This window comes from Microbacterium sp. ZXT2-5 (assembly GCF_055329545.1).
The window spans coordinates 2,179,539-2,200,726 of the sequence record NZ_JBUZWD010000001.1; the positions used below are offsets into that span (position 1 = coordinate 2,179,539).

Annotated in this window: 17 protein-coding genes and 1 tRNA gene; 12 read left to right on the forward strand and 6 right to left on the reverse strand. The window is 70.9% G+C overall.

What is annotated here, in order from left to right; genetic code table 11:
• The first annotated feature begins 124 nt into the window (after nucleotides 1-124).
• Nucleotides 125-403, forward strand: a complete 279-nt coding sequence (locus tag ACZBH1_RS09455; protein ID WP_336394579.1) for a GlsB/YeaQ/YmgE family stress response membrane protein — start codon at nucleotides 125-127, stop codon at nucleotides 401-403.
• A 225-nt stretch (nucleotides 404-628) separates the two neighbouring features.
• On the opposite strand, the gene pgm is transcribed toward ACZBH1_RS09455, so the two are convergent.
• Nucleotides 629-2,272, reverse strand: coding sequence for a phosphoglucomutase (alpha-D-glucose-1,6-bisphosphate-dependent) (pgm, locus tag ACZBH1_RS09460; RefSeq protein WP_336394580.1), 1,644 nt, complete (start codon nucleotides 2,270-2,272; stop codon nucleotides 629-631).
• A gap of 205 nt (nucleotides 2,273-2,477) precedes the next feature.
• Here pgm and pheA point away from each other — a divergent pair, with 205 nt between their 5' ends.
• Nucleotides 2,478-3,458, forward strand: a complete 981-nt coding sequence (gene pheA, locus ACZBH1_RS09465; RefSeq protein ID WP_336394581.1) for a prephenate dehydratase — start codon at nucleotides 2,478-2,480, stop codon at nucleotides 3,456-3,458.
• Between the two features lie 16 nt (nucleotides 3,459-3,474).
• Here the strand turns inward: pheA and ACZBH1_RS09470 are convergent, their stop codons facing one another.
• Together ACZBH1_RS09470 and ACZBH1_RS09475 are read right to left on the reverse strand one after the other, a co-directional pair.
• The gene (locus ACZBH1_RS09470; protein ID WP_463646230.1) at nucleotides 3,475-4,542 is read right to left on the reverse strand and encodes an LLM class flavin-dependent oxidoreductase; all 1,068 of its coding nucleotides are present in this window, start codon (nucleotides 4,540-4,542) and stop codon (nucleotides 3,475-3,477) included.
• Nucleotides 4,543-4,736: 194 nt separating this feature from the next.
• Nucleotides 4,737-5,756, reverse strand: coding sequence for a LacI family DNA-binding transcriptional regulator (locus ACZBH1_RS09475; RefSeq protein WP_463646231.1), 1,020 nt, complete (start codon nucleotides 5,754-5,756; stop codon nucleotides 4,737-4,739).
• 144 nt (nucleotides 5,757-5,900) lie between these two features.
• On the opposite strand from ACZBH1_RS09475, the gene ACZBH1_RS09480 reads away from it, so the two are divergent.
• The 4 genes from ACZBH1_RS09480 to ACZBH1_RS09495 all read left to right on the forward strand — a co-directional run bounded on the left by ACZBH1_RS09480 (nucleotide 5,901) and on the right by ACZBH1_RS09495 (nucleotide 11,137).
• Nucleotides 5,901-7,916: a beta-galactosidase gene (locus ACZBH1_RS09480; protein WP_463646232.1), complete on the forward strand. Its 2,016-nt coding sequence runs from the start codon at nucleotides 5,901-5,903 to the stop codon at nucleotides 7,914-7,916.
• The gene (locus ACZBH1_RS09485) at nucleotides 7,913-8,845 is read left to right on the forward strand and encodes a carbohydrate ABC transporter permease (protein ID WP_463646233.1); all 933 of its coding nucleotides are present in this window, start codon (nucleotides 7,913-7,915) and stop codon (nucleotides 8,843-8,845) included. The genes ACZBH1_RS09480 and ACZBH1_RS09485 overlap by 4 nt, the downstream gene beginning before the upstream one ends.
• The gene (locus ACZBH1_RS09490) at nucleotides 8,842-9,741 is read left to right on the forward strand and encodes a carbohydrate ABC transporter permease (protein ID WP_336394586.1); all 900 of its coding nucleotides are present in this window, start codon (nucleotides 8,842-8,844) and stop codon (nucleotides 9,739-9,741) included. The genes ACZBH1_RS09485 and ACZBH1_RS09490 overlap by 4 nt, the downstream gene beginning before the upstream one ends.
• A gap of 67 nt (nucleotides 9,742-9,808) precedes the next feature.
• On the forward strand, nucleotides 9,809-11,137 hold the full coding sequence (locus tag ACZBH1_RS09495) for an ABC transporter substrate-binding protein (RefSeq protein WP_336394587.1): 1,329 nt from the start codon (nucleotides 9,809-9,811) through the stop codon (nucleotides 11,135-11,137).
• A gap of 269 nt (nucleotides 11,138-11,406) precedes the next feature.
• On the opposite strand, the gene ACZBH1_RS09500 is transcribed toward ACZBH1_RS09495, so the two are convergent.
• Entirely contained in the window at nucleotides 11,407-12,048 is a 642-nt protein-coding gene (locus ACZBH1_RS09500) for an NADPH-dependent F420 reductase (protein WP_463646234.1), read from the reverse strand.
• 115 nt (nucleotides 12,049-12,163) lie between these two features.
• On the opposite strand from ACZBH1_RS09500, the gene ACZBH1_RS09505 reads away from it, so the two are divergent.
• On the forward strand, nucleotides 12,164-13,150 hold the full coding sequence (locus tag ACZBH1_RS09505; protein WP_463646235.1) for an aldo/keto reductase: 987 nt from the start codon (nucleotides 12,164-12,166) through the stop codon (nucleotides 13,148-13,150).
• Nucleotides 13,151-13,218: 68 nt separating this feature from the next.
• Here the strand turns inward: ACZBH1_RS09505 and ACZBH1_RS09510 are convergent, their stop codons facing one another.
• Nucleotides 13,219-14,574, reverse strand: coding sequence for a cryptochrome/photolyase family protein (locus ACZBH1_RS09510; protein ID WP_463646236.1), 1,356 nt, complete (start codon nucleotides 14,572-14,574; stop codon nucleotides 13,219-13,221).
• Between the two features lie 82 nt (nucleotides 14,575-14,656).
• Nucleotides 14,657-15,973: a diacylglycerol/lipid kinase family protein gene (locus ACZBH1_RS09515; protein WP_463646237.1), complete on the reverse strand. Its 1,317-nt coding sequence runs from the start codon at nucleotides 15,971-15,973 to the stop codon at nucleotides 14,657-14,659.
• Nucleotides 15,974-16,071: 98 nt separating this feature from the next.
• Here ACZBH1_RS09515 and serS point away from each other — a divergent pair, with 98 nt between their 5' ends.
• The 5 genes from serS to ACZBH1_RS09540 all read left to right on the forward strand — a co-directional run bounded on the left by serS (nucleotide 16,072) and on the right by ACZBH1_RS09540 (nucleotide 21,155).
• Nucleotides 16,072-17,337 carry a serine--tRNA ligase gene (gene serS, locus ACZBH1_RS09520; protein ID WP_463646238.1) on the forward strand — a complete coding sequence of 422 codons (1,266 nt, stop codon included), beginning with the start codon at nucleotides 16,072-16,074 and terminating at the stop codon, nucleotides 17,335-17,337.
• Complete coding sequence (locus ACZBH1_RS09525; RefSeq protein ID WP_336394593.1) at nucleotides 17,334-18,308, forward strand: HAD family hydrolase; 975 nt, start codon at nucleotides 17,334-17,336, stop codon at nucleotides 18,306-18,308. Before serS ends, ACZBH1_RS09525 begins: the two co-directional genes overlap by 4 nt.
• A gap of 134 nt (nucleotides 18,309-18,442) precedes the next feature.
• A tRNA-Ser gene (locus ACZBH1_RS09530) sits at nucleotides 18,443-18,527 on the forward strand.
• Nucleotides 18,528-18,576: 49 nt separating this feature from the next.
• Nucleotides 18,577-19,857 (forward strand): LCP family protein, encoded by a 1,281-nt coding sequence (locus ACZBH1_RS09535; RefSeq protein ID WP_463646239.1) that lies wholly within the window; start codon nucleotides 18,577-18,579, stop codon nucleotides 19,855-19,857.
• Nucleotides 19,857-21,155, forward strand: a complete 1,299-nt coding sequence (locus ACZBH1_RS09540) for an LCP family protein (protein WP_463646240.1) — start codon at nucleotides 19,857-19,859, stop codon at nucleotides 21,153-21,155. Before ACZBH1_RS09535 ends, ACZBH1_RS09540 begins: the two co-directional genes overlap by 1 nt.
• Nucleotides 21,156-21,188 lie beyond the last annotated feature (33 nt).

The following is a 21,188-nucleotide window of genomic DNA, read 5'->3' on the forward strand; positions in this document are numbered from 1 at the left end:
GACGCGGATGGGTAGGGGCATCCGCATTCTCACAGGAGGGTCGACAGTCGCTGTAGCGTCTTCGTCATCTCACACGAGACGCCGCAACCCCCCGCAGCGTCCACGAGAAAAGGAGAGAGATCAAATGCTCTGGACAATCCTCGGACTCATCCTCATCGGCCTCATCGCCGGTCTCATCGCTCGCGCCGTCATCCCCGGCAAGCAGAGCATCGGGATCCTCATGACGATCGTGCTCGGCATCGTCGGCTCGTTCGTCGGCGGCTTCCTCGGCTTCCTGATCTTCGGCGCCGACCCCAACGGCGGCTTCCTGCAGCCGTCGGGCATCATCGGCTCGATCATCGGCGCGATCATCGTCCTCGGCATCTACGTGGCCGTCACGCGCCGCCGCGGCGTCACGCGCTGACACCTGCTGCGGACGGTCCGCCCGCGGGCGCACGTCCGGATGGCCCGCTGAACGCGCGAACCCCCATGCTCCGGCATGGGGGTTCGCGCGTTCTCGTGTCCGGGGGCGCCTCGCGGAGGCGGCCCGGCGTCGTGGGGGCTCGCCGCGGGGGCGGCCCGGCGTCGTTCGGTCCGGGGAGCCCGGCGTCAGGCGCCGGCGTCGCTCCGTCCGGGGAGCGGCCCGGGGTCAGGCGCCGGCGATGGCAGCGGCCACCACCTCGCGCGCCTCGGCCTGCACCTGCGCCAGGTGCTCGGGACCGCGCAGCGACTCGGCGTAGAGCTTGTACACATCCTCGGTGCCCGACGGCCGCGCGGCGAACCACGCGTGCTCGGTCTGCACCTTGAGCCCGCCGATCGCGGCGCCGTTGCCCGGCGCGTGCGAGAGCTTGGCGGTGATCGGCTCGCCGGCGAGCTCGGTCGCCGACACCGACTCGGGCGCCAGCTTCGCCAGCGCCGCCTTCTGCGCGGCGGAGGCCGGGGCGTCGACGCGCTGATACGCCGACGCACCGAACTCGGCCTCGAGCTCCGCGTAGCGCTGCGACGGGGTCTTGCCCGTCACCGCGAGGATCTCGGCGGCGAGGAGGCAGAGCAGGATGCCGTCCTTGTCGGTCGTCCAGACGGTGCCGTCCTTGCGGAGGAACGACGCGCCCGCCGACTCCTCGCCTCCGAAGGCGACGGAGCCGTCCAGCAGCCCGGGGACGAACCACTTGAACCCGACCGGCACCTCGAGCAGGGCGCGGCCCAGCGACCCGGCCACGCGGTCGATGATCATCGAGCTGACGAGGGTCTTGCCGATCGCGGCATCCGTCGGCCATTCCGGACGATGCGAGTAAAGATAGTCGATCGCGACGGCCAGGTAGTGGTTGGGGTTCATCAGCCCGGCGTCGGGGGTGACGATGCCGTGCCGGTCGGCGTCGGCGTCGTTGCCGGTGAGGATGTCGTACTCGTGGCGGCGGCCGATGAGCCCGGCCATGGCCGACGGCGACGACGGATCCATGCGGATCTTCTCGTCCCAGTCGAGGGTCATGAACTTCCACGTCGGGTCGACGTCGGGGTTCACGACGGTCAGGTCGAGGCCGTGCACCTCGGCGATGAGCGCCCAGTACTCGACCGACGCGCCGCCCAGCGGGTCGGCGCCGATGCGCACGCCGGCCGAGCGGATCGCGTCGACGTCGATGATGGTCGCGAGGTCGCGGACGTAGGCGTCACGGAAGTCGTACTGGCCGAGCGTGTCGCCGTCGAGGTCCTTGAAGGGCGTGCGCTCGACGCCCTCGAGGCGGGCCGCGATGAGCTCGTTCGCGCGGTCCGCGATCCAGCCGGTCGCGTCCGTGTCGGCCGGTCCGCCGTTCGGCGGGTTGTACTTGAAGCCGCCGTCGCGCGGCGGGTTGTGGCTGGGCGTCACGACGATGCCGTCCGCGCGGCCCGGGTCGGCGGCATCCCGCCCGCGGTTGTAGGTCAGGATGGCGTGACTGAGTGCCGGCGTGGGCACCCACGAGTCGCGGGCGTCGACGCGGACGTCGATGCCGTTCGCCACGAGCACCTCGATCGCGCTCCGCTCGGCGGGCAGGGAGAGACCGTGGGTGTCGCGGCCGAGGAAGAGCGGCCCCTCGATGCCCTGCGCCCGGCGGTAGTCCACGATCGCCTGGGTCGTGGCGAGGATGTGGGTCTCGTTGAAGCTTCCCGACAGGGAGGAGCCGCGGTGCCCGCTCGTTCCGAACACGACGCGCTGCTCGGGAGCGGCGGGATCGGGTACGACGTCGTAGTACGCGGCGATCAGCTCATCGATGTCGATGAGGTCGGAAGCTTCAGCGGGCTGTCCTGCTCGACTCATGCGTCCCAGTCTGCCCGCCCGCCGGTCCCGCTGCACAGGCTTGACCCGGTATGACGCGTACCGTACGCAGGACCGATCCTCGGGGCGCGGCTCCCAGGCCGCGGATTTCCGCGGCCGACGGCCGATCCGAACGGCTCCGGTCCTGCGAACGGTACGCCGCCGGCCGCCGACAGCTGGTCGCGCGCACCGGGATAGGCTGGCACGCGTGACTTCCGAGGCCGCCGCCCCCGGGGCATCCGCTCCCGCCCGCCGCACCTACAGCTATCTGGGTCCCGCCGGCACGTTCACCGAGGCGGCGCTCGCGCAGGTGCCCGAGGCTCGCGGACACGAGTGGCGGCCGGTGCGCAACGTGGGCGAGGCCCTGGCCGACGTGGTCGACGGCCGGTCCGACGCGGCCATGATCGCCATCGAGAACTCCGTCGACGGCGGCGTCTCGACCGCGCAGGACGCGCTGGCGACGGTGCCGGGCCTGCGGATCGTCGGGGAGTACCTGGTTCCCGTCGAGTTCGTGCTCGTGGGCCGCCCCGGCACCCGGCTCGACGACGTCTCGCTCATCGCCGCGCACCCGGTCGCATACGCCCAGTGCCTCCAGTGGCTCTCGCGGGCGCTGCCGGCCCATGCGCACGTCCCGGCCGCGAGCAACGTCGCCAGCGCCATGGGGCTGCTCGACGGGTCGAGCGACGCGGATGCCGCGATCGCGCCTCCGGGGATCCTCGAGCACCACGAGCTCGAGCTGCTCGCCTCGAACATCGGCGACAACGCCAACGCGGTCACGCGCTTCGTCCTTGTGAGCCGGACGGTCGTCCCGCCGCCCCCCACCGGTGCGGACAAGACGTCGCTGATCGTCGAGCTGCCCGACGACCATCCCGGCGCGCTGCTGGAGATGCTCGAGCAGTTCGCGACCCGCGGCATCAACCTCTCGCTGCTCGCCTCGCGTCCGATCGGCGACGAGCTCGGCCGGTACCGCTTCGTCGTCGACGCCGACGGCCACCTCGAGGACGAGCGCATGGCCGACGCGCTCCTCGGGCTGCGCCGCTTCAGCCCGAGGGTCACGTTCCTCGGCTCGTACCCGCGCGCGGACCGCGCCGTCGTGCACTACCCCGAGCGCTACGCCGACGACGTGTTCGTCGAGGCGCGGGACTGGCTGCGCGGCCTCATCTCCGGAGAGCCGGAGATGCAGGACTGAGACCGGCTCGGCCGGGTCACCCCAGGTCGTACTCGGCGGCGAGCAGCTCGAGGGTCTGCAGGCGGCCGGGCGCGGCATCCATCGGCTCTTCCTCGTACGACCCCGCGATGGGCGAGATCATGATCTCGTCGACGCCGTGCTGTGCGGCGAAGGAGCGGAGATCGGATGCCACCGCCGACGGCGTCCCCACGAACCACTTCGCGCGCGCCGACGCCATGAACGTCTCGCCCAGGCCGGCGAAGTCCGCGGCGTTCGCGATCGAGTGCTCCACGGTCTCGAGGGCGACCAGCGGACGGTTCGTGCGCAGCCGTGCCGTCATGCGGAGGTTCGGGAGCGCGCGCTCATCGGCCTCGCCCTGCGTGTGTGCCACGAGCACGTTCGCGGTGAGGAAGGTGCGCGGAGCGGCGAGGGTCTCGGAGGGCACGAACGCCGACCGGTACAGGTCGAGGGCGCGCTCGAGGCCCTCGCCCGAGAAGTGGTTGGCGAACACGTAGGGCAGACCCAGCGCCGCGGCCAGCTGCGCCGAGTAGTCGCTCGAGCCCAGCAGCCACACCTCGGGAGTCGTCGTGGCTGCGGGCGTCGCGTGCACGTCGTACGTGCCGCCCGAGGTGAACCGCAGGGCGGCGCCGTCGGGCGCGACGAGGCGCAGGATGTCGCGGACGTGGTCGGGGAAGCGCTCGACGTCGCTCGTGGTGCCGCTCTGGCGGAGCAGCTGGGTGATGACGGGATCGGAGCCCGGCGCGCGGCCGAGACCCAGGTCGATGCGACCCGGAGCCAGCGCCTCGAGCGCCGCGAACTGCTCGGCCACCACGAGGGGAGAGTGGTTGGGGAGCATGACGCCGCCGGACCCCAGCCGGATGCGCGACGTGCGCGCCGCCGCCGCGGCGGCCAGCACCGGCGGGGTGGTCGAGGCGACGGCGGGCATGTTGTGGTGCTCGGCGAACCAGTACCGGCGGTATCCGAGCCGGTCGGCGGCGTCGACGAGGGAGAGGGATGCCGCGACCGCCTGTGCGCTGGTCTGCCCGGTGCGCACCGGGACGAGGTCGAGGACGGACAGGGCCGGGGCGGAGGTGGCGGTGCTCATCGCTGTAGCCAACCTCCGCCCCGGCCGTCGCATTCCGCCCCTGCCGCGTTCGAGGCCGCAGGCCTCCGGCCCGGGGTTTCGCGGATCCGGAATTCGGGCATTCCGCGCCTTTCCGGAGCCTCGGGGTCCCAGGGCTCCGGAAAGCGGCCAGAAGTCCGATTTCCGGAGCAGCGAGCCGGCTGGCGCAATCCGGGTCAGGCGGACTCGCGCCACACGACGGGGCACGCCAGGACGCTGCCCCCTGTGCCGGGATCCTCGCCGCGCAGCTGGCGCAGCACGGACTCCGCGGCGGCCCGCCCGAGTTCGTTCGCCGGCTGGTGGACCGTCGACAGGGGTGGGTCGCAGCGCAGAGCCCAGGAGCTGTCGTCGAACCCGACGATGCCCACGTCGCGGGGCACGACCTTGCCCGCGGACTGGAGGACGTCCATCGCCCCGGCGGCCACCGCGTCGCTGGACGCGAAGACGCCGTCGATGTCGGGCACGCGGTCCAGGAGCGCCCGCATGCCCGTCTGGCCGTCGGAGTACGAGTACAGCGGAACGCTCTGCACGAGCTGAGGGTCGAACCGATGGCCGAGGGCGTCGACGAAGCCCGCAAGTCGATCGGAGCCCGAGTCCCGGTCGAGGGCTGCGGCGATCATGCCGATGCGGTGCCGCCCGGTCGCGGCCAGGCGGCTGGTGATCTCGCGCGCGGCGCCGCGGTTGTCGATGGCCACGTAGGCGGCATCCCCGATGTCCCGCGGGTGACCCACGAAAGCGGCGGGAAGTCCGAGGTCGGCGACCGCGCGCGTGATGGGGTCTCCGACGCGGGCCGAGACGATGATCACGCCGTCGATCAGTCCGCCGCTCAGGTAGCGGGCGAGCCGCTCGATGTCGCGGGTGGTGTCGGCGATCATGAACGACAGCTGGTAGTCGGCATCCGAGAGGGCGGCGTTCGCGCCGAGCAGGATCGACCCGATGTTCGGATCTTCGACGAAGAGCGAATGCGGCTCGTGGACGATCAGCCCGATCGCCTGCGAGCTCTGCATCACGAGGCTGCGCGCCGCGCGGTTGGGAACGAAGCCGACCTTCGCGATGGCGGCGTCGATGGCCGTGCGGGCCTCGTCCGAGACGTAGGGCTGCCCGTTGAGCACGCGGCTGACCGTGCCTCGCGACACCCCGGCCTCGATCGCGACGTCTTTCACCGTCGCCCGACGCTTGCGTCCCGTGGTCTCCACGCGAACATCGTATGTGCACGCGCACACACTTGCAGGACCCGATTGACAAGACACGCGGGCCTGCATACTCTGTACACGTTCACAGAACCTCAGCGCAGAGGAACCTCGCTCGGATCTGTGCACGTTCACAGATCCGAGGAGAGCATGAAGGTTCCCGCCCGCCCCTTCGCCCATGAGGGCATCGCGTTCGGCTGCGATTACAACCCCGAACAGTGGACCCCCGAGGTATGGGACGAAGACATCACCCTCATGCGTGAGGCCGGCGTCGATCTCGTGGCCATCAACATCTTCGGCTGGTCGCACGTCGAGCCGCGGGAGGGCGAGTTCGACTTCGCACGCCTCGACGACATCATCAGCAGGCTCCATGCGGCGGGGATCCGCGTCAACCTCGGCACGGGGACCGCCTCACCGCCGGCGTGGCTGGCGCGGTCGCACCCCGAGATCCTCCCGATGGCAGAGGACGGCACCCGCCGGTATCCGGGCGGGCGTCAGGCGTGGTGCCCCAGCTCGCCCGTCTTCCGTGCCGCCGCGCTCCGCCTCGTCGATGCCGTGGCCGGTCGCTACGGCAGCCACCCCGCCGTCGAGCTCTGGCACGTCTCCAATGAGCTCGGCTGCCACAACGCGCTGTGCTACTGCGACGACAGCGCCGCCGCGTTCCGCGGCTGGCTGCGTCGCAAGTACACGACGCTCGACGCGCTCAACGATGCGTGGGGGACCGCCTTCTGGAGCCAGACCTACGGCGATTGGGACGAGATCCTCCCGCCCCGCGCCACGATCTCGACACGCAACCCCGGGCAGTTCCTCGACTTCCACCGCTTCAGCTCCGACGAACTGCTCTCGTACTACCGCGCCGAGGCCGACGCGATCCGGGCGGTGAGCGACGTGCCCATCACGACGAACTTCATGGTCACGGCGCACATCGAGAACCTCGACTACTGGTCGTGGGCCGCCGACATGGACGTCATCGCCAACGACCACTACCTCGACCACCGACTCGCGACCCCGACCGTGGAGCTCGCGTTCGCGGCCGACCTCTCACGCGGTCTCGGCCGGGGCGCCCCCTGGATCCTCATGGAGCACTCGACGGGCGCCGTGAACTGGCAGCCGTTGAACAAGCCCAAGGCTCCGGGCGAGATCCTGCGCAACTCGCTGACCCATGTGGCGCGGGGTGCGGACGGCGTGTGCTTCTTCCAGTGGCGCGCCTCCGTCCAAGGCAGCGAGAAGTTCCACTCGGCGATGCTCCCGCACGCCGGCACGGACAGCGCCGTCTGGCGCGAGGTGGTGGAGCTCGGCGGGATCGTCGATCGCATCGGGGAGGTGGCCGGCAGTCGCGTCGAAGCAGACGTCGCGCTGGTCTTCTCGTGGGAATCGTGGTGGGCGACCCAGACCGAGTCCCGCCCCAGTCAGGCGCTCGGCTACCTCGACCAGGTCCACGCCGCCTACGGAGCGCTCCACGCGCTCGGTCTCACGGTCGATGTCGTGCCACCGGGCGCCGACCTCTCGGCCTACGGTCTCGTGGTGGTCCCCGGGCTGCACCTCGTACGCGCCGGCGAGGCGGCGGTCATCACCGACTGGATCGCCGCGGGCGGCACCGCTCTCGTCACCTTCTACAGCGGTACGGTCGACGAGAAGGACCGCGTCTGGACGGGCGGCTACACCGGGCCCTTCCGGGACGCGCTCGGCATCCGCATCGAGGAGTTCGCGCCGGTGGCACCCGATGCGTCGCTCGCCCTCTCGGACGGCGCCACCGCCCGCCTGTGGTCGGAGCGCTCGCGCACCACCACGGCCGAGATCGAGGCATCCTTCGTCGACGGGCCGGCAGCCGGCCATCCCGCCGTCACCCGCAACACGTGGGGCGGCGGAGAGGCGTGGTATCTCGCCACGCTGCCCGATCCCGCGGACTACCGGTCACTTCTCGCCCGCATCGCCGAACGGGCGGGCGTGCGTCCGGCGGCAGAAGTGCGCGGACCCGAGGGCGCCGTGGAGATCGTGCGCCGGCGGGGAGCGGATGCCTCGTACCTGTTCATCGTCAACCACTCGGAGTCCGACGCGGAGCTCACCGCGACCGGATTCGAGCTCGTCACCGGGATGCCGGCTACCGGATGCGTCAGCGTGCCCGGCGGCGCCGTGCGCATCATCAGAGAGGAGGCGGCCGCATGACCGCCACAGAGGTCCTCGTCACGCGGGGCGGGAAGACTCCGCGCGAGGGGAAGCCGCCGCGTCGCAGGACGCCGCACAAGGGTGCGATCGCGATCTTCACCGGTCCGTTCAGCATCCTGTTCCTGCTGTTCTACCTGATCCCCATCGGCTACGCCGTCTACCAGTCGCTGCTCGTCGTCGAGCGCGACGGCCTCTACGGCGCACCGCGAGAGGTCTTCGGCGGCCTGACCCAGTACGTCCAGGTGTTCCAGAACGCCCCGTTCTGGGAATCCGTTTGGCGCGTGCTGCTGTTCGGTGTCGTGCAGGTGCCGGTGATGCTCGGGCTCGCCCTGCTCTTCGCACTGCTCCTGGACTCCCCGGCTCTCAAGGGCAAGAGGTTCTTCCGGCTGGCGTTCTTCGCCCCCTACGCCGTGCCGGGCGTCATCGCCGCGATCATGTGGGGCTTCCTCTACTCGCCGAACCTGTCGCCGTTCACGGATGTGACCCGGACGATCGACTTCCTCTCGCCGGAGCTCGTGCTCTGGTCGATCGCGAACGTCGTGACGTGGGTCTTCGTCGGCTACAACATGCTGATCATCTATTCGGCGCTCCTGGCGATCCCGTCCGAGGTGTACGAGGCGGCACGGCTGGACGGTGCGGGGCAGATCCGCATCGCGTGGTCGATCAAGATTCCGATGGTCGCCCCCGCGCTCATCCTCACGACCGTCTTCTCGATCATCGGAACGCTGCAGCTGCTGGCCGAGCCGCAGGTGTTCCGGTCGTTCAGCGCGGCGGTCTCGTCCACGTACACCCCGAACATGACCATCTACGCGACGAACTCGATCCCGAACCCCTATCTGGCCGCCGCGTTCTCGGTGGTCCTCGCTCTCGCGACGTTCGTGCTGTCGTTCGCGTTCCTCAAGTTCACCCAGCGGAAGGCCGAGCAATGAGCCTGCTGACACGTACGCGCGGCGCGACCGCCGATGACCTCGCCCCCTCGCGCGGGCCCCGGGAGAGCATCCTCTCGCGCGGTGCGGCGCTGCTGGTCATGGGCGTGTTCACGCTCTACTTCCTGGTGCCGATCTGGTGGCTGTTCATCGCGTCGACCAAGGATCGCAGCGACCTTCTGAGCACGAACCCGCTGTGGTTCGCCGATCTCAACCTCTTCGCGAACATCGGGGATCTCCTGTCCTTCGGCGACGGCATCTACCTGCGGTGGATCCTCAACAGCCTCGGCTACGCGGGGCTCGGCGCGCTGCTGGCGACCGTGTTCGCCGGCATGTGCGGCTACGCGCTGGCCAAGTACCGCTTCCGCGGCCGCGAGGTCTACTTCAACGTCGTGCTGGGCGGCGTGCTCGTCCCCGCGACGGCACTCGCTCTGCCCCTGTTCCTGCTGTTCAGCCAGGTGAACCTGACGAACACCTTCTGGGCGGTGCTGCTGCCCAGCATCGTCAGCCCGTTCGGCGTGTATCTGAGCCGCATCTACGCCGCGGCATCCGTCCCCGACGAGCTCATCGAAGCAGGCCGGATCGACGGAGCGGGGGAGGTGCGCACGTTCTTCACCGTGTCGATGCGCCTGATGATGCCCGCGCTCATCACGGTCTTCCTCTTCCAGTTCGTGGCCATCTGGAACAACTTCTTCCTGCCGCTGATCATGCTGCGCAGCGAGGAGCTCTTCCCGGTCACCTACGGCCTCTACACGTGGAACACCCAGCTCAACCAGATCCCCGAGCTGCGCACCTACGTCCTGGTCGGCTCGTTCCTGTCGATCGTGCCGCTCATCATCGCGTTCCTCCTCCTTCAGCGCTTCTGGCGCAACGGACTCGGCACCGGGTCCGTGAAGTGAGCCCGCCGGAGGGCGCCGCCCACCGGCATCCCTGTAATCCCGCACCACCCACCAAGTAAGGAAGATCATGCAGCACACCAAGAGGGCAGTCGCCACCGGCGTCGCACTGCTCAGCGCGCTGGCGCTGGCCGGATGCACCTCCGCGAGCACCGGAGGCGGTGACGCGGAGGCCGCAGCCTGCACCCCCGCAGGCGAGGACGTCACGCTGGAGTTCACGTCATGGATCCCCGGCATCGAAGACGTCGTCGCGCTGTGGAACGAGGAGAACCCCGACATCCAGGTCGAGGTCCAGACCGGACCCAACGGCAACTCCGGCACCTACCAGAGCTTCTTCAGCCAGCTGGAGGCCGGCAACGCGCCCGACCTCGGCCAGATCGAGTACGACGCGCTGTCGAGCTTCCGCGTGCAGGACGGGCTCGAGGATCTGTCGGCGTGCGAGGACGTCGTGGCGGCCGAGAGCGAGTTCATCCCGTGGACGTGGGGCCAGGTGACGCTCGGCGGCGACGGCGTCTACGGCGTTCCGCAGGACTCCGGTCCCATGGCGCTCTTCTACCGAGCCGACCTCTTCGAGGCGAACGGCATCGCCGTGCCGACGACGTGGGAGGAGTACAAGGAGGCAGCGAAGGCGGTGCGCGCCGCGGGCGGCTACATCACCAACTTCTCGACCGCCGACATCAACCAGTTCGCAGGCTTCGTCTGGCAGGCGAACGGCGACTGGTTCTCCAACGACGGCGAGGAGTGGACTGTCGATCTGACCGGCGACCAGTCCACCACCGTGGCCGACTACTGGCAGCAGCTCCTCGACGAGGACCTCGTGGCCACGTACCCGGCATGGACGGAGGAATGGAACAACGCGTACAACTCCGGCGAGGTCTGGACGTGGAACTCGGCCGTGTGGGGCGCGAACTCCATCTCGTCCGGTGCGCCCGACACCGCCGGCAACTGGGCCGTCGCCCCGTCCCCGCAGTGGGAGGCCGGCGGCGAGAGCGCCGGCAACTGGGGCGGCTCCTCGATCGCCGTCTTCAAGGGCACGGACCACCTCTACGAGGCGGCCAAGTTCGCCCTCTGGCTCAACACCTCCGATGAGGCGCTGACCGCACTCAACCAGTCCGCGAACATCTACCCCGCCACGACGGCCGGCCTGCAGCTGCCGTCGCTTCAGGAGGGCGTGGAGTTCTACGGCGGCCAGAAGATCTACGACGTGTTCGCCGCGGCCGCGGAGCAGGTCAACCCCGACTTCGTGTGGGGTCCGACCATGACGCAGACGTACGCCGACGTCTCGGACGGCTTCCAGAAGGCGGTCACCGGTCAGGGCACGCTGCTCGAGGCGCTCGAATCCGCGCAGGAGTCGACGATCTCGACGCTCGAGGCCCAGTCGATCCCGGTCGCGCAGTAACGCGATCCGCACCGCCGCGCCGCGGGAGCCCTCGGGCTTCCGCGGCGCGGCCGTGTCTCCGGTCCCAGGCGTTCCGCTCCCCGCGGGTCGCCCTCCCGCGGATCCGGAAATCGGAGAATCGCCCGCATTCCGGAGCCGGAGGGCCCGAGGACTCCGGAAACCGGCGAGAAGTCCGATCTCCGGAGCCGCGCCCGCGCCGGAGTCGCGCCATAGCCGCGCCGGACGCACGCCGGAGCCGCAGCGGCGCCCGCGCGCCGCGCGGCGGCGGGTCAGGGCAGCCGGTTCGCCTTGGCGAGGTTCGCGCGCAACTCGGCCGCCGTCTGCCGGGCGACGTAGGCCGGGCGATCGCGCTCCAGGCGCCAGGACTCGCTCAGCGGGCCGGCGCCCACGGTGTCGAACCCGAGCGCGTCGTAGACGCCGGTGACGAACTCGACGGCCTCGGGGACGTCGCTCGCGGTGCCGAGCGCGCGCCGGTCCGGGTCGCCCGCCGGCAGACCGTCGGCGTTGATGTCGGAGGCGTAGAGGTGGTTGAAGGCCTTGACGACCTTCGACGTGGGGAGGTGGTCCTGAAGCAGCTGCGACGTGGTCGTCTCGCCGCGGTCCAGGGCGTCGACGTGCCCGTCGCGCTCGAAGTAGTAGTTGTTGGTGTCGAGCACGATCTTGCCCGCCAGGGGCTCGACCGGCACGTCCTTCAGCGCCTTCAGCGGCACCGTGACGACGGCGATGTCGGCGGCGGCGGCCGCCTCCTCCGCAGTCGCGGCGGTGACCTTCGGACCCAGCTCGGCCACGAGGCCGGTGAGGCTCTCGGGGCCCCGCGAGTTCGAGATCACGACGTCGTAGCCCAGTCCGGAGAAGGCGCGGGCGAGCGCGCTGCCGATGTGTCCTGCACCGATGATTCCGATCGTTGTCATGTCGGCCCGCAACCGCGGGGAGCCTCCGCCCATTCCGCCGACGACCCGGAAAGTAACCGGGAAACGTTTCCGCAAAACGGCCCGGACGCCGCCCCGGCCGTGTGACGATGTCCGAATGGACTACGTGCACCTCGGACGAACAGGCACCTCCGTCTCGCGGATCGTGCTGGGAACGATGAACTTCGGCGACCGCACCTCGGAAGAGGACTCGTTCGCGATCATGGACCGCGCACTGGAGCTCGGCGTGAACTTCTTCGACACCGCGAACGGCTACGGCGGGGCCGGCGGCCGCGGGCGGACTGAGGAGATCATCGGGCGGTGGCTGCAGGCCCGCCGTGGCGTGCGCGACGACATCGTGCTGGCGACAAAGGTGCACTCGCCGATGGTCGACCCGACGCCCGACGGCGACGTCGTGAACGCCCGCGGCGCATCCGCGTGGCAGGTGCGGCGCGAGGCCGTCGGCTCGCTGCGGCGCCTGCAGACCGACCGGATCGACCTCTACCAGTTCCACCACATCGACCGCCACATCTCCTGGGAGGAGCTGTGGCAGTCGATGGAGGTCCTCGTCGCCCGCGGCGAGGTCGTCTACACCGGCAGCTCCAACTTCGCGGCGTGGAACATCGCCCAGGCGAACGAGATCGCCAAGCAGCGCCACTTCCTCGGCCTGGTGAGCGAGCAGTCGCTGTACAACCTCGTGCAGCGCTCGATCGAGCTCGAGGTCATCCCGGCGGCGCAGAACTACGGGCTCGGCATCCTGCCGTGGTCGCCGCTTGCCGGCGGGCTGCTCAGCGGCGGGTCCACCGACGCGAAGGCGCGCTCGGCCGGGGAGCGCATCACGTCGCAGCGCGAGGAGCGCCGCGACCAGCTCGACGCCTACGAGCGCTTCGCTCAGGAGCGCGGCTGGACGCCCTCGGCGCTCGGCCTGGCGTGGCTGCTGCACCAGCCGGGCGTCACCGGGCCGATCATCGGCCCGCGCACCGTGGAGCAGCTGGAGTCGGCCGTCTCGGCGCTGGAGATCCGGCTGAGCGAGGACGACCTGCAGGCGCTCGACCAGCTGTTCCCCGGCCCGGGTGGACAGGCGCCGGAGGCCTACGCCTGGTAGCCCCGGCAGCCCACCCGCCCCGGCAGCCCACCCGCCACGGCACCCACCCGCCGAAGCCCCGCCCGAGTTCAGCGGCGGGCGGCGCGCTTGACGTGCTCGTACGCGTCCAGCGCCGCCCGCCGGGTCTCGCCGAGGTCGACGATCGGCGCGGGCGCGTCGCCCGAGAAGTGCTCCGGCGCCCACTCGCGCACGTAGAGCCCGTCGGGGTCGAACTTCTTCGCCTGCAGCTCGGGGTTGAAGATGCGGAAGTACGGCGCCGCGTCGGCGCCCGACCCCGCGACCCACTGCCAGTTGAAGGCGTTGTTGGCGCCGTCGGCGTCGACGAGCGTGTCCCAGAACCACTCCTCGCCGCGGCGCCAGTCGATGAGCAGGTTCTTGATGAGGAAGGATGCCGCGACCATCCGCACGCGGTTGTGCATGTAGCCCGTGCGCCAGAGCTCCTTCATGCCTGCGTCGACGAGGGCGACGCCGGTGCGGCCGTGCTGCCAGGCCTCCAGGGCGCTGGGCTTCAGGCGCGGCCACGGGAACGCGTCGAACTCGGGGCGCAGGTTCCTCGTCGCGAGGTCGGGGTGGTGGTACAGGATGTGCCAGGCGAACTCCCGCCAGCCGAGCTCCGACAGGAACCGCCCGCCGTTCCCGGCGGCGACCGTCTCGTGCCACACCGTGTGCGGGCTGACCTCGCCCCATCGCAGCCGGGGTGACAGCAGCGACGTCGCACCGGCAGCGGGCTCGTCGCGGGCGCGGTCGTAGCTCGCCAGGTCGTCGCGCAGGAACTCGCGCAGCCGCCGGCGCGCGGCGGGCTCGCCGGGCTCCCACGTGTCGCGCAGCCCGGCCGCCCAGTCGGGCGCGGTGGGCAGCAGCGACCAGTCGTCGAGGGCGTCGGATGCCGCGGCCCGGCGCGGCCCCGGCACCTCGCGCGGCTCGGGGAGCGGATCCCGTGGTGACGGCAGGGCCTGGCACGCGCGCCAGAACGGCGAGTACACCGAGAACGGCGTACCGGCCCCGGTCTTCACCGTCCACGGTTCGAACAGCAGCGACGCGGCGAACGATGCGACGTCGACGCCGTCGTCGCGGAGTGCGGCCTTGAGCCCCGCGTCGATGTCGCGCTCCGGTCCGCCGTAGCGCCGGTTCCAGAAGACGGCGCCGGCCGCGGCATCCGTCACCGTCTCGCGCACCACGCGGTCGGCCGGACCGCGCCGCAGCACCAGCGTCCCGCCCCGCTCCCGCAGGCGCTCGCCGAGCGAGGCGAGGGAGTGGTGCAGCCACCACCGGGCGGCGCCGCCGAGCGGGCGCACGCCGGGGCTCTCGTCGTCGAGCACGTACAGGCCGATGACGGGCTCGTCGCGGTCGAGCGCCGCGCGCAGCGCCGGATTGTCGGCGAGGCGCAGGTCGTCGCGGAACCACACGATCGAGGGTCCGGGCATGGGAGTCATCCTGCCCCGCGCGGGAGCCGGCGAGGCGGTCTTGACAAGATCGCCTCGCGCCGGGCCGCGCTCACGCGGAGGCTCAGAGGTCGTCGGTGGAGTGGCCCTTGGGCACCACGACCAGGAGCGCCGCCGGCTCCACGCGGGTCTTCACCGAGAGGGCTTCGCCGAACTCGTCGCCGTCCAGCTGCACCGGCTGCGCTTCCCGCGTCGCCAGTTCGATGCCCGCGCCGCGCGAGTACAGCACCGAGTTGTCCTTGGTGCGCAGCGACAGCACGCGGCGCCCGGTGCGGAAGCGTCGCAGGAAGCTGTTGTCCCACGCCACCCGGCGCCATACGAACAGCCAGCCGAACGGACCCTTCGGCTGGAAGATGACGATGTCCAGAGCGCCGTCGGCGACGGATGCCTCGGGGATGAGCTCGAGTCCCGCCGGCAGCTTGCCGCAGTTGGCGAACAGCACGCTCTGCACCCGGGACGAGTGCAGGCGGTGTCCGGGCAGCTCGTAGACGACGCGGAACGGCTTGGCGCTGGGGAGTGCCCGTGCCGCGCCGTCGACGTACGCGACCCATCCGACGGTCTTCTTCAGCTGCGGGTTGGTGTTGGCGATCATCGCGGCGTCGAGGCCGATGCCGCCCATCACCACGAACGCGTGCTCGGCCGTCGTGCCGTCGGGCCGGGCGAGCTCGCTCCACCCGACGTCCATCGGCATCGTGTCGCCGTCGAAGACCGCGCGCACCATCGCCTCGGGCTCGGCCAGCGGCAGCCTGAGGTTGCGGGCGAGCAGGTTGCCGGTGCCGCTGGGGACGATGGACAGCGGCACGCCGCTCCCGCTCATCGCCTCGGACACGGCGCGCACGGTGCCGTCGCCGCCGGCCACCAGCACGGCGTCGACGCCCTCATCGAGCGCCTGGCGCGTCACGTCGTCGCCGAGGTCGTCGACCGTCGTCTCGTAGAAGAGGGGCTCCGACCAGCCGGCCTCCGCGGCGAGCCGCGTCACCGTCTGACGCAGGGCGTCGGCGTCGACCTTCGTCGGGTTGTAGACCAGGGCCGCCTTCGGGGACGGACGCTCGGCGCCCTCCTCCATCGGGCGTGGCTCGCCCTCCGGGCCCACGCGCCGCGCCTCGCCGGCCTCGCCATCGGCGGTGTCGGGCTCGACGTCCTGCGGCTCGTGGATCACATCGTCGGGCTCGGCCGCCCGAGCCGGGTCGGGCGCATTCTCCTCGGCCGCGTCGGCCGTGGCCGAGGCGTCGGCCGCAGCGGCATCCGTCCCGTCGGCCGCCTCATCGGCGAGATCGAGCTCCTCGGTCGAGGGGCCGTCGGCGTAGACGGCGTCGGCCGGGTGAGGGGTCAGATCGTCGTCGCGCGCAGGGCCCTCGCCCGATCCGGATACCGCTGCCATGTCGTACAGATTAGGTCCCGGAATGGTCCGCGCGGTGCAAACCGGTGCGCGACCGGGCAGCCGGATGCCGGTGCGCGGGCGCCGACTAAGCTTGCAGGGTGATCGATCCCGTGCTGCTCCGCGAGAATCCCGAGCTGGTCAAGCGCTCGCAGGAGGCGCGCGGCGAGTCGCCCGCGACCGTCGACGCCGCGCTGGAGGCCGACCGCGCACGCCGTGCCGCGATCACCGCCTTCGAAGAGCTCCGCGCCGCGCAGAACGCGCACGGAAAGAAGGTCGCGCAGGCTCCGAGAGAGGAGAAGGCGGCCCTCGTCGCCGAGGCCAAAGACCTCAGCGAGCGCGTGAAGCAGGCCCAGCACGCGGTCGCCGCCGCGGAGGAGGCATCCGCCGCGGCCTTCGCAGCGATCGAGAACATCGTGATCGACGGTGTGCCCGCCGGCGGTGAGGACGACTTCGTCACCCTGCGCACGCACGGCGAGGTCCCGGCCTTCGCGTTCGAACCGCGCGACCACCTCGAGCTCGGCGAGCGGCTCGGCGCGATCGACATGGAGCGCGGCACGAAGGTGTCGGGCAGCCGCTTCTACTTCCTCACCGGCATCGGCGCCCGCCTCGAGCTCGCCCTGATGAACCTCGCGCTCGACCGGGCGCTGCAGGCCGGGTTCACGCCGATGATCCCGCCGACGCTGGTGCGTCCCGAGGTGATGCAGGGCACCGGCTTCCTCGGCAAGCACTCCGCCGAGGTCTACCACCTCGAGGACGACGACCTGTACCTCGTCGGCACCAGCGAGGTGCCGCTCGCCGGGTATCACATGGGCGAGATCCTCGACCTGACCCGGGGCGCCAAGCGCTACGCCGGGTGGTCGACCTGCTACCGCAGCGAGGCGGGGTCGTACGGCAAGGACACCCGCGGGATCATCCGCGTGCACCAGTTCAACAAGCTCGAGATGTTCGTCTACACCACGCCCGAGGAGTCGGAGGCCGAGCACCTTCGCCTGGTCGAGATGCAGGAGCGGATGCTCCAGGATCTGGGCCTGTCGTACCGCGTGATCGACGTCGCCGCGGGCGACCTCGGCTCGAGCGCAGCCCGCAAGTACGACATCGAGGCGTGGGTGCCGACCCAGCAGGCGTATCGCGAGCTCACGTCGACCTCGAACTGCACGACGTACCAGGCGCGCCGCCTCGACATCCGCCACCGCCCGGAGGGCGGCAGGACGCAGCCGGTCGCGACGCTCAACGGCACGCTCGCCACCACCCGGTGGATCGTCGCCCTTCTCGAGACCCACCAGCGCGAGGACGGGTCGGTCGCCGTGCCGGAGGTGCTGCGGCCCCTGCTCGGCGGGCTCGAGGTGATGGAGCCGGTCGGGTGAACCAGGCCCACGACGGCATCGGCGACCTGGCCCGCACCGCCGACGACATCGACACCGACCCCGCCGTCGAGGAGGCCCTGCCCGACACCGGCCGGATCGACGTCGAGCCGCAGGAGGACGCGGCCGAGCTGGTCGACGAGCTGGCGCGCGAGACCGAGGCGCCCGGGGTGTCCGTGGCCCGCATGCTCATCGTGCTCGACATCGACGGCACGGTGCTGCTCGAGGACGAGTCGCTCAGCCCCGGCGTCGTCGAGGCGGTCGCCCACGCGCAGGACGCGGGCCACGAGGTGATGATCGCGACCGGTCGCAGCTGGGAGGGCACCCGCGGCATCCTGCGCGTGCTCGAGCTCGCTCCCGAGTACGTCGTGTGCTCCAACGGCGCCGTCGTGCTCAAGCGCGTCGACGCCGAGGAGCTGATCTACGAGCGGTGGCACGTCGAGACGTTCGACCCGAGCGAGGTGCTGACGCTGCTGCGCGAGCATCTCCCGCAGGCGCGGTACCTCGTGGAGCTGCCCGACGGCGTGCGCCTGTACACCGAGTACCTCGAGGACTGGAACCTCGTCCATGCCCGCCGCGTGCCCTTCGAGGAGCTGGGGCGCCAGCGCGTCTGCCGTGTCGTGGTGGTCTCGCCGGAGCAGGACGAGCAGGACTACCTCGAGCTGGTGCGCGACATCGGGCTCCACGAGGTCTCGTACGCGGTGGGCTGGACGGCGTGGCTCGATATCGCCCCGCAGGGCGTCGACAAGAGCACGGGGCTGGAACGCGTGCGGGCCGAGCTGGGGATCGAGGCCGAGAACGTCCTCGTGATCGGCGACGGCCGCAACGACGTCGGCATGTTCCGATGGGCGCTGGAGCACGGCGGCCGCGCCGTGGCGATGGAGCAGGGCCCGCAGGAGGTGCGGGACGCCGCGGGGGAGACGACCGGCTCGGTGCAGGCCGGCGGCGTGGCAGCGGTGCTGCGCGCGCTCTGACGGGCACCCACGGCGCTCGAGCGCGTCCTTCAGAGGATTGCCAGCCGCTGTTGGAAGAATGGGTCGACAGTGCTGTCGGCTAGACTCGACGCCTGTTCGACGGATGCCGCGCTCCTTGCGAGCCGGGATCCTCGGGAGGGTTGTCCGAGCGGCCGATGGACCTGGTCTTGAAAACCAGTGGGCAGCGATGTCCCGTGGGTTCGAATCCCACACCCTCCGCAGAACGCGTGTGCCGGGGGCTTGAGAGCAGATCCCGGAGAGGAACCGAGTGAGCCAGACCCGTCGACCCGCCCGCCAGGGCCGCCGCACCGTGGCGCGCCATGGTGAGCTGTCGTCTCCCGGGCCGCTGGCGTTCGTGCTCAAGCTCGTCGGCGTCATCGCCGCGGTCGCCCTCGTCGCCGGGTTCGGCGTCGCCGCCTACGCGCTGTCGGACCTCACCTCCAGCTTCGCCGACGACGCCGTCGAACTCGAGGGTCAGGGGACCGTTCCTCCCGACATCGGCGCCATCGAGGGCGGCGTCGACGTGCTCCTCGTCGGCACCGACGAGTGCGAGCCGGAATACGCGCACATCTTCGGCGACCGCTGCACCGGGCCCGAGGCCGAGGGGCAGCTCAACGACGTCAACATGCTCGTCCACATCTCGGACGACCCGCGCCGGGTGACCGTGGTGTCGTTCCCGCGAGACCTGATGGTTCCCATCCCGTCGTGCACGAGCGAGGACGGCACGACCACCGCCGGCAGCTCGTACGCGCAGATCAACTCCGCGTGGGGCGACGGCGGGCTCTCGTGCGTCGCGAAGACGATCAAGGAGCTGAGCGGACAGAACGTGCCGCTGGCGGCCAAAGTGAGCTTCGGCAACGTCATCAACATCACCGACGCGATCGGGGGCGTCGAGGTCTGCATCGGCAACGGCGGCATCAAGGACGTCTATACCGGCATCGACTGGGAGGCCGGGGCTCGAACGGTCCAGGGCGTCGAGGCGCTGCAGTTCCTCCGCACGCGTCACGGCCTGGCCAACGGCAGCGACCTGGCGCGCATCAGCAACCAGCAGCAGTACATGTCGAGTCTCGCGCGCAAGCTCGTGAGCGAAGAGGTCATCTCCAACCCCGCGACGCTGTACAAGCTGGCGACCACGGCGGTGGACAACATCACTCCGAGCGCGGGGCTGACCAATCCGATGACGCTCGCGCAGATCGCGCTCGCGGTGAAGGACGTGCCCTTCCAGGACATCGTGTTCCTGCAGTACCCGGTGCTCGAGGACCCGGCCGATCCGAACCGCGTCGTTCCCGACTACGATGCCGCTGAGCAGATGTGGGCGGCCCTGGCCGCCAACGAGCCGATCGAGGTCACGCACGACCAGGATCTGACCGGAGGAGTGATCGTGGCCGACCCGCAGCCCACCGAGGCGCCCGCCGACCCCACCCCCAGCGCCGATCCGAGCGCGACCCCCGCCCCGAGCGAGACCGCGGTGGCGCTTCCCGAGAACATCCCCGGCCAGAACGCCGCGCAGCAGACCTGCTCCGCCGGCAACGTCAGGGCCGAGGGCTGATGCCGGCGACCAGGCGACCCTCGACGGAGGGTCGCGGGCCCCTCGCGCGCCACGGAGTGCTGCCGACGAGGCATCCGCTCGTCACCCTGATCTCGATGCTCGGCGTCGCGGTGGCGGTCTTCGGCGTGAGCGCGGCCGGCATCGCGGCGTACAACGTGTGGGACGCCACGCGGGCGATCGCGGCGAACGCGGTGGTGCTCGACGACGAGAGGCCGCTGCCGCCGTCGCTCGGCGCCATCGAGGGCGGCGTGAACGTGCTCCTGGTGGGCTCGGACTCGTGCGAGGGTCAGGACGTCGCGCTGTTCCCGCGCTGCGCCGAAGACGACTCACCGGGCGAGCGCAACGACGTCACGATGCTCGTGCACATCTCGGACGAACCGCGCCGTGTCACCGTCGTCTCGTTCCCACGCGACATGCTGGTGCCGATTCCGGCGTGCGCCAAGGAGGACGGCAGCGGTGACCACCCGGCGATGTCGCAGCAGATGATCAACGCGTCGTACATGTACGGCGGGCTGGGCTGCACGGTGCGCACCGTCGAGGCGCTCACGGGCGAGCAGGTCCACTTCGCGGCGGCCATCCGCTGGACCGGCGTCATCAACATGTCCGACGCGATCGGCGGCGTGGACGTCTGCGTCGCGGGCGACATCCAGGACCGCCACACCGGCCTCGACCTCGCCGCCGGCACCCACACGCTCGTGGGTGTCGAGGCGCTGCAGTTCCTGCGGGTCCGCCACGGCATCGGCGACGGATCCGACCTCGGGCGCATCTCGAACCAGCAGCAGTTCATGTCGTCGATGGTGCGCAAGCTGCAGTCCGACGCCGTGCTGGCCAATCCCGCGACGCTCCTCAACCTCGCGACCACGGCCGTGAACCAGGTGCAGCAGGGGCAGCTCGTGCTCAGCTCGGGGCTGACGAATCCGAACCTCATGGTGCAGATCGCGATGGCGATGAAGGACGTGCCTTACGAGGACATCGTGTTCGTGCAGTACCCGACGCGCTACTCGTCTGGCGACGGCGCCAGTCGCGTGATGCCGGTGACGGATGCCGCGGACGTGCTGTTCGAGGCGCTGCGGGCGAACCAGCCGCTCACCCTCACCGGCGAGGCCAGCCAGGGCTACGGCGTCGAGGTCACCGGCGAGGCCGTGAAGCCGGATGCCGCCGCCACGCCTGCACCGGGCGGTGAAGCCGTCGAGACCCCGGCAGCCGAGGCGCCGGTGGCCGAGGAGCGCGTGGAGCTGCCCTCGGAGATCGCCGGCCAGACGGCAGCGCAGACGACGTGCACGCTGCCCGAGAACTGACCGCTGTGTATCCGGTGCGTGCACTGCGTTTTC